The sequence below is a fragment of the Brevibacillus nitrificans genome (genome assembly GCF_003710965.1).
GTDB classification, from domain to species: domain Bacteria; phylum Bacillota; class Bacilli; order Brevibacillales; family Brevibacillaceae; genus Brevibacillus; species Brevibacillus centrosporus.
Map to the genome: position 1 here is coordinate 1,520,183 of NZ_RHHU01000003.1, position 14,344 is coordinate 1,534,526.

Consider the following 14,344-nt stretch of genomic DNA (forward strand, 5'->3'; position numbering starts at 1 on the left):
CAGGCTTACGGGGTTTTGAGGAGCTTTTGTCTTCCGTTGGATTTGGATTTTGACTTGGACTTTGGAGCTGCTGTCGGATTTACCAATGGCTTTGCCGGGGGCTTCGCTTTTGCTTTTGCCTTTGTGTTTGTCGCAGCAGGTGGCCGATAGCGTCGATCGTACTCCTTGCCTGAACGCTTCATGATCATATACGGGGCAGTGGCTCCTACGCGAACAAAACGATACTCTACGCGTACCTTCCTATTGCCTCCTGCTAATACCGCAGATACGACCTTCTGATTCGGCTGGTTTAATTTGAGCTGCAAAGTTTGGACATTCGTGGGAAAGACAGGAATCTCTCCGTACGGGATGCACAGCTTCCCTTTAACCAGACGCAGATTCAGATTTCGGATCAACGTTTCACTCAGCTGTCTTCCCCAATATCGGCGAAAGATACGGGAAATCTTTCGCTTCGAGTTGTACCTCTCGGGCAAAGGGGTAAAATCTACGCCATTGACCGTGTAAACAGGCTTTCCTCTCGGCGAGGTGGCTATCTGGGTCCAGACTTGTTCGGCCGCATGGATAAACTGTTTGAACATGCGCAATTCATCCAAGGAATTCACCTCCTCCATAAACCCTATGGAAAAGGGCTTATGCTAGTACGCCCTTTTGCTAACCATTTTTCCAAGGGGAGAAGAGGAGCGGGACAAATGCCGCACAAAAAGGCACCCACATGGTGGGCGCCTTCCTTCTTTTTATCGTTCTGCGACGACGATCACATATACCTGACCGTTTTCATTGGTCCACAGGTCGATCTTGTCTGTGGTTTTGATATCCTCTTCGTCCAGTTCCGATCCATCGTAATATTTGATCTGTGCATCCTCTGTCAGCTTCAGGCTGCTGGATACATCTGTAAAGAAGACGTACTTGTCACCGTTGACGCGCGATTCAATCCCGACGAATTTCACTTCGCTCTGCGCCTTTTTCCCTTTGGCGGTAGCACCGGTTACTTCTCCGTCACGGTTCAAGGTCAGCGTAGCGTATTCGAACTGGTCCAGATCCGCTACGGCGTCCTCATCTGTTACATCGTACTTTTTACCGTTCAACTCTACTTCAGCAGATACCACTTTTCCATCCTCTTTGCGCACTTCTACGGAGTCGACTACCCCACTTACGGTTCTCGGTGCGCCGGCAACTGCTTTCACTTTTCCAGCGTTGTTCAGCGTCAGTGTATATTCCTTATCGTTGGAAGCAGCATTGCTGTCAATGGTGACTCCCGAAGCCAGCTGATACACTTTTCCGTTTACGGTAATCTTGTCGCCGGACTTTTTGGTTACGTAGCCTACTACCGTTTGTTTTTCCAAAGTCAGCTCCACGATATCTTTGGTGCCGACGTTGTACTTCCATGTGATGATTTTATAGTCGTTCAATTGGTTGGCCCCAATCGAGGTTGGAGACACATTTTGTTTATCGATGGTCAGCTTTGCCGTTGTCAGAATCTGGTAGGATTTCCCATCGACCTTGATGGTAGCGAGCTTCGCAGGATTCCCGGATTGATAAGCGGTTGTGCCCTCGATCAGCTTGTTGCTGGCGACGCCGACACCTTGCTCCACTTTGGTCAGGTTGCCGTTTTCATCAAAGGTCAGGATCGCCACTTCGCCGTCCTTCAAGTCATCCAGCTCGTTTACCTCGTCTTCATCGACGTACAGCTCCGTATCTTCCAGTACCTCGTACTCTCCCCCATCAAAGCTGATCAGATTCTCTTCCGTGTCGATCCGGATGGAGTCGGTGACGGAGAGCTTGGTTACAGTAACAGCAGTCACTTTTCCATCGACATCCAGTGTGAGTTCCACAAGATCGCCTTTTTCGATGTCTGCGAAGCTGCTCGGTGCCGCTTTTGCTTGCGGGTGAGCTTTCTCCTTCACGGATGCAGAGGAAGTGAGCGTGTACGTCTCGCCATCGATTTTGATTTCCTTTTTCGCACTGGAGCCGCTAACGGACGATACTTTTTCCACGACCCCGGTTGTGGTGTTTTGCGAGAAGGTGATAGACGATACCTTGCCATCCTCATCGATGACCGCCACGAACTTTTGTCCAATCTGGCTGCGGGATACGTTTACCCCATTTTCTACCTCCAGCAGCACTTCCTTGCCGCCGACGATCGCTTTGAACTTTTTCTCGTCCCCTACGGCCGTGGTAGGGTTCAAGCCTGTCTTCACAACACCCTCAACGATATTGGCATCTGCCGTCGATACGGTTAGAAACCCGACTTTTCCGCTTTTTACGATGTATTCGACCTGTGCCCCTACTACAATATTTCCGTAGACTTGCGCAGAATCAGGGATCGCGAGCTCACTGCTTTTGCCAACTAGCTTCAGCTTTTTGGAAGCTTTGTCATAGGAAGCAACTGTCCCTTTTTCAACAGGCAGCTTTTTGACCGTGCCCTCGGCATTGCCATCTTTGTCGTAATAGGCGCCATTTGCATATACCGGTGTTTCCATAAATCGATCTGTGTATTTCGCAACAATGTCGCGTTTGGCCGAGATCGTCGGCGTTTCTTTTGCCTCGTAAATGCCCGCTTTGTCAGCCGCCAGCAGATACGGGTAATACCATTCACCTGTGCTAGCAGGATTCACGCTGATTTTCAGGCCCTGTACGTACACCGTCAACGCTTCAGCAATTTTCACCTGGTTGTCTGGCTTGAACGTTCCGTCTGGGTATCCTTTTATAATTCCTTGGGATACAGCCAGATTGATGTACCCAGTTGCCCAGTGACTCGCTGGCAGGTCTTTGAAAGCGGTCTTGCCCTTCAAAAGATTTGCCTGTTCATCGGTATAGCCCATTGCCAAAACAGCGATCTTGGCAAACTCTGCGCGCGTCACTTCTTTGTCCGGTTTGAAGGTTCCGTCCGTATAGCCCTTCAGTACACCTGCGTAGTTCAGCTTCAGGATCGCATCCTTGTTTGCGTTCTTGGCGATGTCAGACAGTGGCAGCGCACTTGCCGCAAAAGCAGAATGTGGGACCAGCAGCATGCTCGCAAGCATTGCTGTCGTCACTATTTTTTTCAGATCTTTCGCAGATCGTGATTGGTTCATTTTCAATTCAATCCCTCCATTGCAATCATATAGCCCGTATTTTCTCTGTCTTTTCTTACCCTTGCTTCTCCTTTTTTTGATTTCTCTTTGAAAGAGGGGGCAAGTGATCTATTTGACGAGCATACTCTTTGAAATGTTGCATGCCGCCTCTCTGCCAACTTATGCCAGTCTCGCTTTCATTCATTTTCAACCTCGATCTTTCTTTGAACAAATCAAAAAAACCACCTGAAAAACTCAGGTGGTTTTATCTTTCATTCCAGCAGGAAATGCTATAAGCCAGGTTCTGTTTCTCTCGTGCTGCAAACGGGTTGCCCCTCGCACATAGAGCGGTAGCCATCTATCTATGACGTCAATGACGCCATCCGTCCCTACGTTCAGTTCCTTCAGGACGGTTCCCCTACCAAATTTGGGTTTCTCGCTCGCAGGGTTTACCGCGTTCCATCTTTTCTGTCGCCAGAAAAGCTACGTTTCTGTGGCACTTTCAGCGTACTCAGGCCTCAGAGAGAGCCTTTTCCACGCCGTCAGCGAAGCGAACCTCGCTGCCCTGGTTTGCACCAGGTACGAACACTCCAAGCATCTCAGCTTGGGCGAGCCTGGACTTTCCTCTACTGCCGATCGAAAACGACCGCAGCAGCGACTACCCACATTTCCTGCACATCAGAATCAGTAATAGTAACTTTATCATACGCCGCCTGATCGGTCAACTAAGCCAATTCTGGAATGCCAGCCAAATTGTTCATTCTTTGAAAGCTGTAGTACAATGAATAGGTGACAAGGAGGGTTGAACGTGATTACTATTACTTCACTCGCAGCAGCACGCCTCTCCCTGTTGATCGCGGAAGAACCGGATGCGCAGGATCTGGGAATCAAGCTCATTCCGACAACAACGGGTTGTGGAAGCTTCACCTACAGCATCGCGATCACAGAAGTGACGAGTCGTGATCATGTCCTGGATTTGAGTGGGATTCGCTTTTTGTACAGAGACGAAGAAGCGGAGCAACTGACAGGGACCGTCATCGACTTCGATGCGAACACCGGTCGCTTTTCCATCATTCATCCCCGGCCGTTGCAAAACGATTGCCCAACATACATGAATTAGGAGGATATTATGTTACTGCTCTCATTTGAAGATATCAAACCGCGTATTCATCCATCTGTCTTCCTCGCAAAAGGGGTGGTCATCTCTGGCGATGTAGAAATCGGCGAAGACTCCTCTATCTGGTACAACACCGTGATTCGCGGCGATATTGCCCCTACCGTGATCGGCCGCCGAGTAAGCGTACAGGATAATAGCACCTTGCATCAAAGCCCGAACAATCCGCTGATCTTGGAAGATGAGGTTACCGTCGGACACAACGCCGTCTTGCACAGCTGCATCGTTCGCCGTGGTGCTTTGATCGGTATGGGCTCCATCATTATGGATCGTGCAGAAATCGGTGAGGATGCTATGGTTGCAGCTGGCGCTCTCGTACCGCCGGGCATGAAAGTCCCTCCCCGCTCCCTCGTTGTCGGAAATCCGGCAAAGGTCAAGCGCGAGCTGAACGAAGCCGATTACAAAGAGCTTGTCCGCATCCGCCAGTCGTATGTCGATAAAGGGAAAACCTACCGTCAGTTGGAGCAAGCCCCTTTAGAGCGTGAATAGCTTCCCTGCAAAAAAGCCGCTGCGGAGCGGCTTTTCTCTTTTCTTTTGACTAGGCTCCTTGCAAAAAGTGCGCTGCCCCTTCCATAAAGCGGAAGTGTGTCGCCTCTACCACTTCCTCGATCTTTCCTTTTCTACTTCGTATACGCGAATCAACTGCCTGATCCCTTCCCTCAGCTGTTGTTCACTCATGTAAGAATAGCTCAGCCGAATCCACGATTTGAGCTCCCTCTGCGGATCACAGATCGACCCGGGCACAAAAGTGATCGACTTCTCCTTGCATTGCCCCAGCAGCCTTTCCATCCCGATCGTTGCCGGCAGCTTCACCCACAGATTAAACCCGCCAGCCGGGCTTGACCATTGCCAATCGGTAGCTCTCATTTCATCCTCCATGAGCTCTTTGCGCACCGACAGCGCGATTCGAAGCTTTTCCAGATGCTGCTGCATGCGTTCCGAAAAGAAATAGTGCAAAAAGATTTTTTGGTTCAGAAAAGGGGTTCCGCTGTCAGAAAGCGATTTTGCACGCAGCAAAAGCTTCATGATCGGCTCCCGGCAAGATACCGAAGCAATGCTCAGGCCCGGAGCGATATACTTGCTAAAGCTGCGGATGTACACGACCACTCCCGATGTATCGTACGAGAATAGCGGCAAAGGAGGCTCTTCTCCAAAATACATGTCCCGATAAGAATCGTCTTCCATGAGCAGGCAATGATAGTGTGCGGCTAATTCCACGAGCCGTTTTCTTTGCTCCGTCGGCACCGTATAGCCTGTCGGATTGTGAAAGGTGGGATTCAGGTAGAATAGCCTTGGCTTGTGTGTCTGCATAAGCTTTTCGATCTGCTCCAGGTCATATCCGTTCTCTGTGATCTCAACAGGCAAAATGGTCGCACCTTGTCTTTGGAACACATCGATAGCCGGACTGTAGGTCGGTCTCTCCAGCAGGACGACGTCACGCGGCTTAATCAGCACTCTTGCGGTCAGATCGATGGCCTCCTGTGAGCCCGCTGTGATCAGCATTTCTTCCGCTGACAGATAGAAGCGGAAGCGTTGAACGAAATAGCGGCATAAGGCTTCTCGCAGCTCCAGATCTCCCTGTGTAGTGGAGTAGGTTCCGAGAACTTTCGGATACAGATCAAACACTTTTTTCACGTATTCAGAGAAATAAAGATTGGGCAAAAGATTCGGTTCGAGCAACGCTTTTGAAAATTGATACGTGGCTTGGACCTGATGAATTTCCGAAAGATGGCTGTCTTGTACATAGGCAGAGATAATAGGGTCTAGCCGAGCCTCCACTGGCAACGAGCTGCCCGGCTGAACATAGTACCCTGATTTATCTTTTACATACACCTTTTGATTTTGCTTCAGCAGCTGGTATGCCTTAAAAACCGTAAGCCTGTGCACATTGAATTCCAGCGCTAGCGTACGCACCGATGGGAGCTTTTCGTGCTCCTTCCACTCTCCGCGCACAATCCGCTCCAGGAGATAATCGTAAATTTGCTCAAACAGTTTGTCTGAATGATCATGGGAGAGAAAACCCCGTTTCATGTCTACCCCACCCCTTCCCTCTCCATTATGCATGCACATGGTTCTATCTGTTCTGTTCGTTGCCATCTGTTCTATTCCCTTTCCTTTATGCTAGGGAAAAGGAGGAATTGTTATGGTGCTTTTCCAGTATGTCGTCATGTGTTTAATCTTTGGAACGACTTTTTTGGCCATTAAAGTGGGGATCGACGCAGGTGCAACTCCCTTCTTTTCCGCAGGCGTACGCTTTTTTCTGGCAGGCTTGATCTTGTTTGGGTGGATGGTCTGGAAAAAGAAAGCGAATCTTCGTCTGCTGCTCGGCAAAGAAATGTTTCTTACGGGATTTTGCCTGACCTTTGGCGTTTTCGCTTCGTTATATTGGGCAGAGCAGTACCTAAGCTCAGGCATCGCGGCTATCTTATCCGCTACAGCCCCTCTGATGATTCTGCTGTTTCAGTCTCGGATTTCACGTCAAAAGCTGAATATCACAGCCTGGGCAGGTTGCATCGTTGGCTTGGCAGGTGTGATGATCCTGCTGCTGCCCGGCCTGACCGTCAGCTTTAACAAGCTATGGTTAATCGCGTGCTTCGTCGTCTTGTTCGGTCAAATTTTTTATGCCAGTGGTACGGTGTACTCCCGAATCGTCATTGCACGTTTTCGAGAAACGTCTCCCATTGCACTGAATGCTGCCCAGATGATGCATGGCGGGCTTCTCCTGTTTCTGCTGTCTTTGTTTACCGAGGACGTACACATCGGGACGCTGTTCGCTCCTCAAGCTTCCCTCTCGCTGCTTTACCTGATTTTTGCCGGCTCTATGATGGGGCACACGATCTATTACTGGCTCGTATCCAAAACGAATCCGGTCTTTCCTTCTACGTGGCTGTATATCTCTCCCTTGATCTCTCTTTGCCTGGGTCATTTTTTGTATAACGAGCCGCTTACCCTTTTGTCGTTGTTCGGTGGGATCGCCATTATTACAGGCATCATCCTGGTCAATCTGGACAATTTGAAAAAGGTGGTAAATCAAAGACAGCGCATACTGCCAACCGTTGGTGATCACCGGTAGCGTCCCTTCATCTCCAAGCCCTGTCTTCCGAGTGACAAGGATAAAGAGTCAGGATACAATGAAAAGGTTACCAACAGGGCATCTTTCGGGATCGTGTGGATTCCATCCGGAAATTTGACCATGAGAAGAGCTTCTTCTTGTGGTCTTTTTTGTCTAGTACGGAATCGCTAATTTTGGAGGCGCAAACAACGACAGGAATGGAGGATGCAGGATGAGCGACTATTTATTGATAAGCGACTACAGGCAAAATGAAACATGCAGGGAGAGCTTTAATCAGCTCGCTATGCAAGTATTTCAGCTGGATTTTCGCACCTGGTACAACAAGGGGTTCTGGACTGACGATTACATCTGTCACTCCTATATGGACAAGGATCGAATCATTGCGAATGCTTCCATAAATAAAATGGTCGTAACGGCAAACGGCAAGGAGTATCAGGCACTCCAAATAGGCACAGTCATGACGCATCCAGACTATCGTCAGCAAGGACTGTCCGCCAAATTGATGCATCATATCATCGATCAATATGAGGGAGAGTATGATTTTCTTTATTTGTTTGCAAATGATACGGTCCTCGACTTTTATCCGAAATTCGGTTTTGAGAAGGTGCAAGAAAGTCATTTTTTCCTAAATACAGCGGAGCTTGCCAAGCATGCTCGCCAAAAATCCGCCCTGCGCAAGCTAGACGGCAGCAACGAGGCTGATCTTGCGTTGATGCAGGAATTTGCTCATGAAAGAATACCTGTATCGACACGCTTGGGAATAAAGAATAACCCGTCCCTCTTGATGTTTTATTTCCTGCTGGCTTTTCCAGATGACGTTTATTATGTAGAAGAAGAGGATGTGATTGTCCTCTTTTCTCAGACGGATCATCAGTTGAACGTTTTCGATATCATTAGTAAACGGCCGTTCGATGTGGAGCAAGTCGTCAGCCATCTGATTCATGCACAGACGAATTCCATCCAGTTTCACTTTATGCCTGATAGTGACAATCACAATATGGTTTCTGCCAGGATTACGAAGCCTCACGATACCCTGTTCGTCCGTCCATTCTTATTCGATGATCAACAGCCGATTCTGTTTCCCCTGACATCCCATGCCTAATCCGAACGAAAAAGGCCGCCTGCTCTCGTCGCCAGGCGGCCGTACCTATTCGCGTTACTTTCCTTCCTGCAGACGCTCTTCCAGACGATCCCATGTCTCGGTGATGCCCTGCAGCATTCCCATATCGATGACGGTTTTGAGAGCCTCTGCGGACACATATACCGCACGATTGACCAGCTTGGTTTTGCCCTCAAGATCCATAAATTCGAGGGTGACCTCCGTCGATGGCATTTCCTCGTTCACATTTCCTTCGGCATCCGCAAAGTAGTCCGTGTAGACAATCTTTTCCGGCTCTACAATTTCTGCATAAACGCCTTTCCCCCAGGATTCCATCCCGAAAAAATCACCCTGGTTCCGATCGACGCACTTCATGCAGTAATGCCATATGCCACCTGGACGGAAATCAATGCTGCAGACGGGCACTTCCCAGCCTCTCGGTCCCCACCAGCGCTTGAGATGCTCAGGCTCTTTAAACATCTGGAAGACAAGCTCACGCGGCGCATCGAATACGCGCTCCAGCACCAGTACCCGTTCGTTCTCAACACGTGAAACCATTGCGCTGTTTGCCATTGTAATTCCTCCTCAAGAATTTGCTTGATTTTTATTTTCCTTGCCCTGCAATTCCCGCAAATACTCTTCCAAATTGTCAAATCTGCTTTCCATGACACTTTGGAAGGACTTAACCCAAGTATCCAGTGCTTGAAAAGGCTCCGACCTCAGCTTGTAAATACGTCTGTTGGCCTCTGCCTTCACTTCCAATATTCCGTTTTCACTCAGAACCTTCAAATGCTTGGAAGCCTGGGGCTGGCGCAACCCCAACCGGTCGGCGATTTCCCCTACCGTCAAAGGACCGTCGCGCAAAAGCTCAACGATCTGCATTCGATTGGGTTCGGCCAAAGCACTCAACGTCGCTACTTCCATGACAGGCTTTTTCCCTGGCATGCTGCTCACCTCGTCATCCGATCTTCTTGGGTATCGTCCCCCTAATCGCACTCGTCGTCTATGTGTTGACTATAATATACACCATAGGGAATATTCTTGTAAAGGAATATTATAAAAAACAAAAAAGGCAACGGCTCGGTGCCGATGCCCCTACACGCTCGCTTGCTATGCCACCTGCCGTTCTTTTTCCCGGATATGCTCGAATAAGATGTAGGAACGCAAGGCTGTCTCCAGGTGAATCCGATCCGGCTCCTTGGTCGTAAAATGCTTCTGGAAAAACTCTGAAAGCTTATACGCAAACCCGCAGTATTTGCGCAGATAGCGTTCACCGAACATTCCAGCGAGCAGAGTCGCTATACCGGCAGCCACACTCCATTCCAATGGGAGCAGCAAGACCGTGAGCAAAAAACCGACGAAAAACCAAACGACTAAATTTGTTGAGCAGCCTGCATTGACGATATTCGCCTTCGCAACCTCCCCGAGTGCATCCATTGATTTTTTCCCGTAGTGGCTAAATACTTTATGCTCCGCTCCATGAAACTTTTTCATGACACTGGGAAAGACGAAATGAAAGCCTCCTATGTAGACAGCCACCCACATGGGGTCAACGACCTCCAGGGAAGGGTACAAGAAAGCTGCAACCACATAAGCAGCCAACAGAAAATGAAATAGCTGATAATACCAAGGAAAGGAGAAAAAAATCCGAAGCCATAGCTTGCCGATGGTTCGAATGGTTATTTTTTCCGCCCACAAATGGATAACTCCGTCTTTTACTTCCGCACAAGCCAGCACATTTCGATCGTGAAACAGCACTCCACGACTAAAAGACATCCCCATAATCATCTGTTAGCTATTCTCCTTCCGCTCGAATGTCGTTATAATAGGTTGAATGTACGCAGAATGAAGGAGGTTTCAACAATTGATCCGCATGGTTCCAACTACACCACTTACACCAAGGCAAGATCCATGGGAGCCGCTGTTCAATGCGACACCACCCAATTACAAATTGACCAGCGTCGAATTTACCGTAACGAATCTGTGCAATCTCCGTTGTGAGCATTGTGCTGTTGGTGATACCTTGCGTTACAAAGACGATCCTGCTCTCCCCGTCGACCTCATCCTTCGTCGATTGGATGAAGCCAGCGATTTGCTCACTCTCAGTATAACAGGCGGAGAACCGATGTACAGTGAACGTACGGTCAAAGAGGTCATCCTGCCCATCCTGAAGTACGCGACAAAACGCGGCTTGCGAACCCAAATCAACTCCAACATGACGATGCCCTTTTCTCGTTACGAGCTGATCCTGCCCTACATAGATGTCATGCACATTTCATGGAACTGGTCTACGCCAGAAGAATTCCATGATATTGTTTACGCAAAAGCGAGACAGTCGGTTTCATCCAAACAGGCGGAAGCCCTCTTTACAGGTATCATGGAGAGCTCGAAAAAGCTGGCGGACGCGGGTGTCTTTGTCTCAGCGGAGACGATGCTGAACCATCGCACTTGGCCGAAGCTTGCGAAGCTTCATGAGCAAATCCAGCAGATGGGCGCTCGCCGTCACGAGGTTCACCCTATGTATGCGAGTGATTTCGCCCGTGATCTGGATGTCCTTTCCCTGGATGAATTGCGGGCCGCCGTCCATCAGATGCTCGATATTCGCAACGAGGATTTGTGGATGCTCTTTGGCACTCTGCCCTTTTTCGCATGCAGCTCCATAGAAGAGGATCGGCAGCTGATCAAGCGCCTGCGGGAAGCCCCCAATGTGACGACGCGCAACGACCCGGACGGACGTAATCGCTTGAACATCAACATTTTTACTGGCGATGTCATCGTCACGGACTTTGGTGATGTGGAACCGCTTGGCAATATTTCGAGCGACCGCCTCCAGACCATGTTTGATAAGTGGCAAGCTCATGCCCTAAACCAAAAAATCAACTGCTTCTGTCTAGTCGCCAGCTGTGCGGGTCCGAACTTGCTCGTTGCCAATACCTACTATCCCGAAACAAACTTTACAGAACGCAAGGCTTTGGTCTAAACGGGCAACCTAAGGGTAGAGGTGATTATGACATGAGCAGACGCAGACGCCCTCTAGTCGCGAACTCCCAATCCGGCCTGGACGCCTTGAAAGCACGAGTCGCTCAGGTTGCCGACCCGAATGCCGCCAAATATGAAATAGCGCGTGAGCTGGATGTCCCTTTGCAAAAAGGATATAACGGCCAGCTCAGCTCCCACGATGCGGGCCGGATTGGGGGAAGATTGGGTGGCGGCATGGTGAAAGAAATGGTCAAAATAGGCATGCAAGCGATGCAGAAGAATCAGCACCCTTAGAGCTTGGTCCGTTTTTCTGATGAATACGACGAAAGAACCCCCTGCTTTTTTTGGCAGCGGGGTTCTTTACGTGACTCGTTTAGCGAAGTCGATCCAGCTTTTTGGCACTAGGCTTACGTGGTCCCAGCATCGTTTTGCTGATCGAGTTCACCTTGTGGAAGGAATCAAAGACGTTATCCAGCACTTCCACCAGTTCACGAATCTGCACCACTTTTCCATAGACGCCCATGAAGTGGTGTTTCACCGTTTTCCCGTTCAGTCCAAACATGGCCGCACCTCCTCTTGGTCCTCTCCTATCACCCTATGCAGAAACCCGTATAAGGGAAATCGTGAATACAGAAAAAAAATAAAGGACACACAAAATGCCCGAAGGCAACTTTCGGGCATTTTCCGTACGAAGCTATCATTATGTCCTTGGACGAGGTGTCGGGGTTGTAGTCGGGCGTGGACGAGGTGCTGGTGCCGGTGGACGCTCCAGATTGGTTACGCGATTTTCCAGACGTGTCATTCTCGTTTCCAGCCGATCTACGCGGTCATTCAGCTTGGTGTAGTCATCGCGCAACGCATCTACTCGATACTCTACACGCGTCAAACGACGGTCGAAATCACTCATGGGCGGCGGGGTTGGGGCAGGCGTCGCAGCTGTTGGGATGTAGATTGTCTGTCCGACGTAAATGTAGTAAGGATAAGCGATATTATTTACGCGGATCAATTCTTGTACAGGTACCCCAAAGCGGGCAGCGATGCTGTTGAGTGTATCACCCGCACGGACTACATAGTTCACTCGCGATCACTCCTTCTCGGTATCCTTTCGCTATTAACCTATGCCCGCCCGCAAACACCGAACCTAAACCAATACCCATTTTTCAGAAGAATGGTCAAACACCCAGTATATACGCCGTGCCATTTTCCCCTTGCACAGGCGCGCATACGAAAAAAGCCTCCAGCACCCACACAGGTGCCAGAGGCTTTCCAATCTTCTTATTTAAATACCGGTGCAGCAAATTGCGCCAATTTTTCAAAGGAAGACTTCTCTACGTCTGCGTGCAAGCTGTTGCCATGCGAATCCATCGTAACGATCGCAGCAAAGCCCTTCACGCGCAGATGCCACATGGCTTCTGGAATACCGAATTCCATAAAGTCTACACCTTCTACTTTTTCCAAGCATTCTGCGTAGTACTGTGCGGCTCCACCGATTGCATTGAGGTAAACAGCTCCATGCTCACCCAGTGCTTTCAGTGTTTTTGCACCCATACCGCCTTTTCCGATCACGGCACGGATACCAAACTTTTTAATGATGTCGCCTTGGTATGGCTCCTCGCGAATGGAGGTAGTCGGACCCGCGGCTTTTACATGCCACTGGCCTGCTTCGTCTTTCAGCATAACCGGACCACAGTGGTAGATGATGCCACCGTTCAGGTCAACTGGGCAATCATTTTCCATCAAATAGCTGTGCAGCGCATCGCGTCCTGTGTGCATTTCGCCGTTGATGATCACCACGTCGCCCACTTTCAGGCTGCGGATTTGCTCTTCGGAAATAGGAGCTTGCAGGACAACCTCTCTGCGCTCTTCTTTCTGTTCAGCTACTGCCACTGGAGACAGGTCCATTTTTACTTCTTCGTCTTTGTACAGGTAACGGAGAATTTCGCCTGTTTCCGCGTTCAGGCGTACACCTTGGCGACGGAATGCCCAGCAGTTGTACGCTACCGATACGAAGAAGCTTGCAGGCAGACGGTTTTCTACCCCTACTTTACAGCCAAGCAAGGTAGCGTTTCCGCCGAAGCCCATGGTACCGATCCCCAGCTGATTTGCGGTTTCCATGATGTAGCTTTCCAGCTCAGCCAGTTCCGGAATCGGATTCACATCATCCACTTTGCGGAACAGCTGGTGTTTTGCGAGAGCGTAGCCAGATGTGCGGTCGCCACCGATTCCTACGCCGATGAAGCCTGCAGAGCAGCCTTGACCTTGTGCTTGGTATACCGCATGCAGAATGCATTTGCGGATGCCATCCAGGTTGCGGCCTACTTTGCCGAGACCTTCGAGCTCACAAGGCAGGGAGTATTGAATGTTTTTGTTCTCACAGCCGCCACCTTTGAGGATCAGCTTGATCTCAATTTCATCTTCTTCCCATTGCTCGAAGTGAATGACAGGAGTACCAGGTCCGAGGTTGTCCCCTGTGTTTGCTCCTGTCAAGGAATCTACGGAGTTGGAACGCAGCTTCCCTGTTTTGGTCGCCTCCGCGATCATTTCCTTGATAGCCTTCTTGATAATCAGCTGGTTCACGCCAACCGGTGTTTTTACTTCAAATGTCGGCATACCTGTATCCTGACAGATGGGAGAAACGTTTTCTTCTGCCATGACTACGTTTTGTGCAATTGTCGACAAAGAAAGCGCTGCGCGAGTGCCCAAATCTTCTTGCACTTTTGCGGCATTGACCGCACGACGCACGTCCGGTGGCAGGTTCGTGGACGTATCGGTAATCAGCTCCAGGATGCTTTGTTTCAACTTTTCCATCTATGACGCCCCTTTTGACGAAGTGGTGTGTTGGTATCATAAACCGCCTATTATTATAGCACACGCTCCCTCCCCTGTCCGTAGATTGTGCCGCAAGAAGTGTGAAACATTTGCTGAAGCTCTTCGTCTTATAGACAGTGACTACAGAGAAACAAAAG

The 14,344-nt window shown here is 49.6% G+C and carries 15 protein-coding genes and 1 other RNA gene; 6 read left to right on the forward strand and 10 right to left on the reverse strand.

Annotated elements, in window-relative coordinates; translation table 11 throughout:
* Positions 1-5 precede the first annotated feature (5 nt).
* From EDM59_RS09150 to rnpB, 3 genes are all read right to left on the reverse strand, one after another.
* Positions 6-602 carry an IseA DL-endopeptidase inhibitor family protein gene (locus tag EDM59_RS09150; RefSeq protein ID WP_246010948.1) on the reverse strand — a complete coding sequence of 199 codons (597 nt, stop codon included), beginning with the start codon at positions 600-602 and terminating at the stop codon, positions 6-8.
* Between the two features lie 132 nt (positions 603-734).
* Positions 735-3,074 carry an S-layer homology domain-containing protein gene (locus EDM59_RS09155; protein WP_246010949.1) on the reverse strand — a complete coding sequence of 780 codons (2,340 nt, stop codon included), beginning with the start codon at positions 3,072-3,074 and terminating at the stop codon, positions 735-737.
* Between the two features lie 267 nt (positions 3,075-3,341).
* Positions 3,342-3,723: RNase P RNA component class B (rnpB, locus tag EDM59_RS09160), an RNA gene on the reverse strand.
* Positions 3,724-3,861: 138 nt separating this feature from the next.
* Here rnpB and EDM59_RS09165 point away from each other — a divergent pair.
* On the forward strand, positions 3,862-4,173 hold the full coding sequence (locus tag EDM59_RS09165) for an iron-sulfur cluster biosynthesis family protein (RefSeq protein ID WP_092268000.1): 312 nt from the start codon (positions 3,862-3,864) through the stop codon (positions 4,171-4,173).
* Between the two features lie 9 nt (positions 4,174-4,182).
* On the forward strand, positions 4,183-4,716 hold the full coding sequence (locus tag EDM59_RS09170) for a gamma carbonic anhydrase (RefSeq protein ID WP_122923271.1): 534 nt from the start codon (positions 4,183-4,185) through the stop codon (positions 4,714-4,716).
* A gap of 105 nt (positions 4,717-4,821) precedes the next feature.
* Here EDM59_RS09170 and EDM59_RS09175 read toward each other — a convergent pair whose 3' ends face one another.
* Positions 4,822-6,258, reverse strand: coding sequence for an aminotransferase-like domain-containing protein (locus tag EDM59_RS09175; protein ID WP_122923272.1), 1,437 nt, complete (start codon positions 6,256-6,258; stop codon positions 4,822-4,824).
* 112 nt (positions 6,259-6,370) lie between these two features.
* Between EDM59_RS09175 and EDM59_RS09180 the strand changes: the two genes are divergently transcribed.
* Entirely contained in the window at positions 6,371-7,300 is a 930-nt protein-coding gene (locus EDM59_RS09180; protein WP_122923273.1) for a DMT family transporter, read from the forward strand.
* A gap of 211 nt (positions 7,301-7,511) precedes the next feature.
* Positions 7,512-8,402, forward strand: a complete 891-nt coding sequence (locus EDM59_RS09185; protein ID WP_122923274.1) for a GNAT family N-acetyltransferase — start codon at positions 7,512-7,514, stop codon at positions 8,400-8,402.
* A gap of 54 nt (positions 8,403-8,456) precedes the next feature.
* Here EDM59_RS09185 and EDM59_RS09190 read toward each other — a convergent pair whose 3' ends face one another.
* From EDM59_RS09190 to EDM59_RS09200, 3 genes are all read right to left on the reverse strand, one after another.
* On the reverse strand, positions 8,457-8,972 hold the full coding sequence (locus EDM59_RS09190; RefSeq protein ID WP_122923275.1) for an SRPBCC domain-containing protein: 516 nt from the start codon (positions 8,970-8,972) through the stop codon (positions 8,457-8,459).
* A gap of 12 nt (positions 8,973-8,984) precedes the next feature.
* A complete protein-coding gene (locus tag EDM59_RS09195; protein WP_122923276.1) occupies positions 8,985-9,344 on the reverse strand; it encodes an ArsR/SmtB family transcription factor in 360 nt (119 codons plus the stop codon).
* Between the two features lie 165 nt (positions 9,345-9,509).
* Positions 9,510-10,187, reverse strand: coding sequence for a DUF1385 domain-containing protein (locus EDM59_RS09200; RefSeq protein WP_122923277.1), 678 nt, complete (start codon positions 10,185-10,187; stop codon positions 9,510-9,512).
* Between the two features lie 76 nt (positions 10,188-10,263).
* On the opposite strand from EDM59_RS09200, the gene yfkAB reads away from it, so the two are divergent.
* Both yfkAB and EDM59_RS09210 read left to right on the forward strand, forming a co-directional pair.
* Positions 10,264-11,379 (forward strand): radical SAM/CxCxxxxC motif protein YfkAB, encoded by a 1,116-nt coding sequence (gene yfkAB / locus EDM59_RS09205; protein WP_122923278.1) that lies wholly within the window; start codon positions 10,264-10,266, stop codon positions 11,377-11,379.
* A 32-nt stretch (positions 11,380-11,411) separates the two neighbouring features.
* Complete coding sequence (locus tag EDM59_RS09210; protein WP_122923279.1) at positions 11,412-11,672, forward strand: small, acid-soluble spore protein, alpha/beta type; 261 nt, start codon at positions 11,412-11,414, stop codon at positions 11,670-11,672.
* Between the two features lie 79 nt (positions 11,673-11,751).
* Here the strand turns inward: EDM59_RS09210 and EDM59_RS09215 are convergent, their stop codons facing one another.
* The 3 genes from EDM59_RS09215 to EDM59_RS09225 form a co-directional block, all read right to left on the reverse strand.
* Positions 11,752-11,940: a hypothetical protein gene (locus EDM59_RS09215; RefSeq protein ID WP_092267990.1), complete on the reverse strand. Its 189-nt coding sequence runs from the start codon at positions 11,938-11,940 to the stop codon at positions 11,752-11,754.
* 138 nt (positions 11,941-12,078) lie between these two features.
* Positions 12,079-12,456 (reverse strand): LysM peptidoglycan-binding domain-containing protein, encoded by a 378-nt coding sequence (locus EDM59_RS09220; protein ID WP_122923280.1) that lies wholly within the window; start codon positions 12,454-12,456, stop codon positions 12,079-12,081.
* Between the two features lie 197 nt (positions 12,457-12,653).
* A complete protein-coding gene (locus EDM59_RS09225; protein WP_122923281.1) occupies positions 12,654-14,186 on the reverse strand; it encodes a fumarate hydratase in 1,533 nt (510 codons plus the stop codon).
* Positions 14,187-14,344: the final 158 nt, after the last annotated feature.

Bases quoted from the DNA above. Each gene is read 5' to 3' on its own strand.
- EDM59_RS09155 (WP_246010949.1), bottom strand. From the start codon at position 3,074: ATGAACCAATCACGATCTGCGAAAGATCTGAAAAAAATAGTGACGACA.
- EDM59_RS09170 (WP_122923271.1), top strand. From the start codon at position 4,183: ATGTTACTGCTCTCATTTGAAGATATCAAACCGCGTATTCATCCATCT.
- EDM59_RS09175 (WP_122923272.1), bottom strand. From the start codon at position 6,258: ATGAAACGGGGTTTTCTCTCCCATGATCATTCAGACAAACTGTTTGAG.
- EDM59_RS09180 (WP_122923273.1), top strand. From the start codon at position 6,371: ATGGTGCTTTTCCAGTATGTCGTCATGTGTTTAATCTTTGGAACGACT.
- EDM59_RS09185 (WP_122923274.1), top strand. From the start codon at position 7,512: ATGAGCGACTATTTATTGATAAGCGACTACAGGCAAAATGAAACATGC.
- EDM59_RS09190 (WP_122923275.1), bottom strand. From the start codon at position 8,972: ATGGCAAACAGCGCAATGGTTTCACGTGTTGAGAACGAACGGGTACTG.
- EDM59_RS09195 (WP_122923276.1), bottom strand. From the start codon at position 9,344: ATGCCAGGGAAAAAGCCTGTCATGGAAGTAGCGACGTTGAGTGCTTTG.
- EDM59_RS09200 (WP_122923277.1), bottom strand. From the start codon at position 10,187: ATGATTATGGGGATGTCTTTTAGTCGTGGAGTGCTGTTTCACGATCGA.
- EDM59_RS09210 (WP_122923279.1), top strand. From the start codon at position 11,412: ATGAGCAGACGCAGACGCCCTCTAGTCGCGAACTCCCAATCCGGCCTG.
- EDM59_RS09215 (WP_092267990.1), bottom strand. From the start codon at position 11,940: ATGTTTGGACTGAACGGGAAAACGGTGAAACACCACTTCATGGGCGTC.
- EDM59_RS09225 (WP_122923281.1), bottom strand. From the start codon at position 14,186: ATGGAAAAGTTGAAACAAAGCATCCTGGAGCTGATTACCGATACGTCC.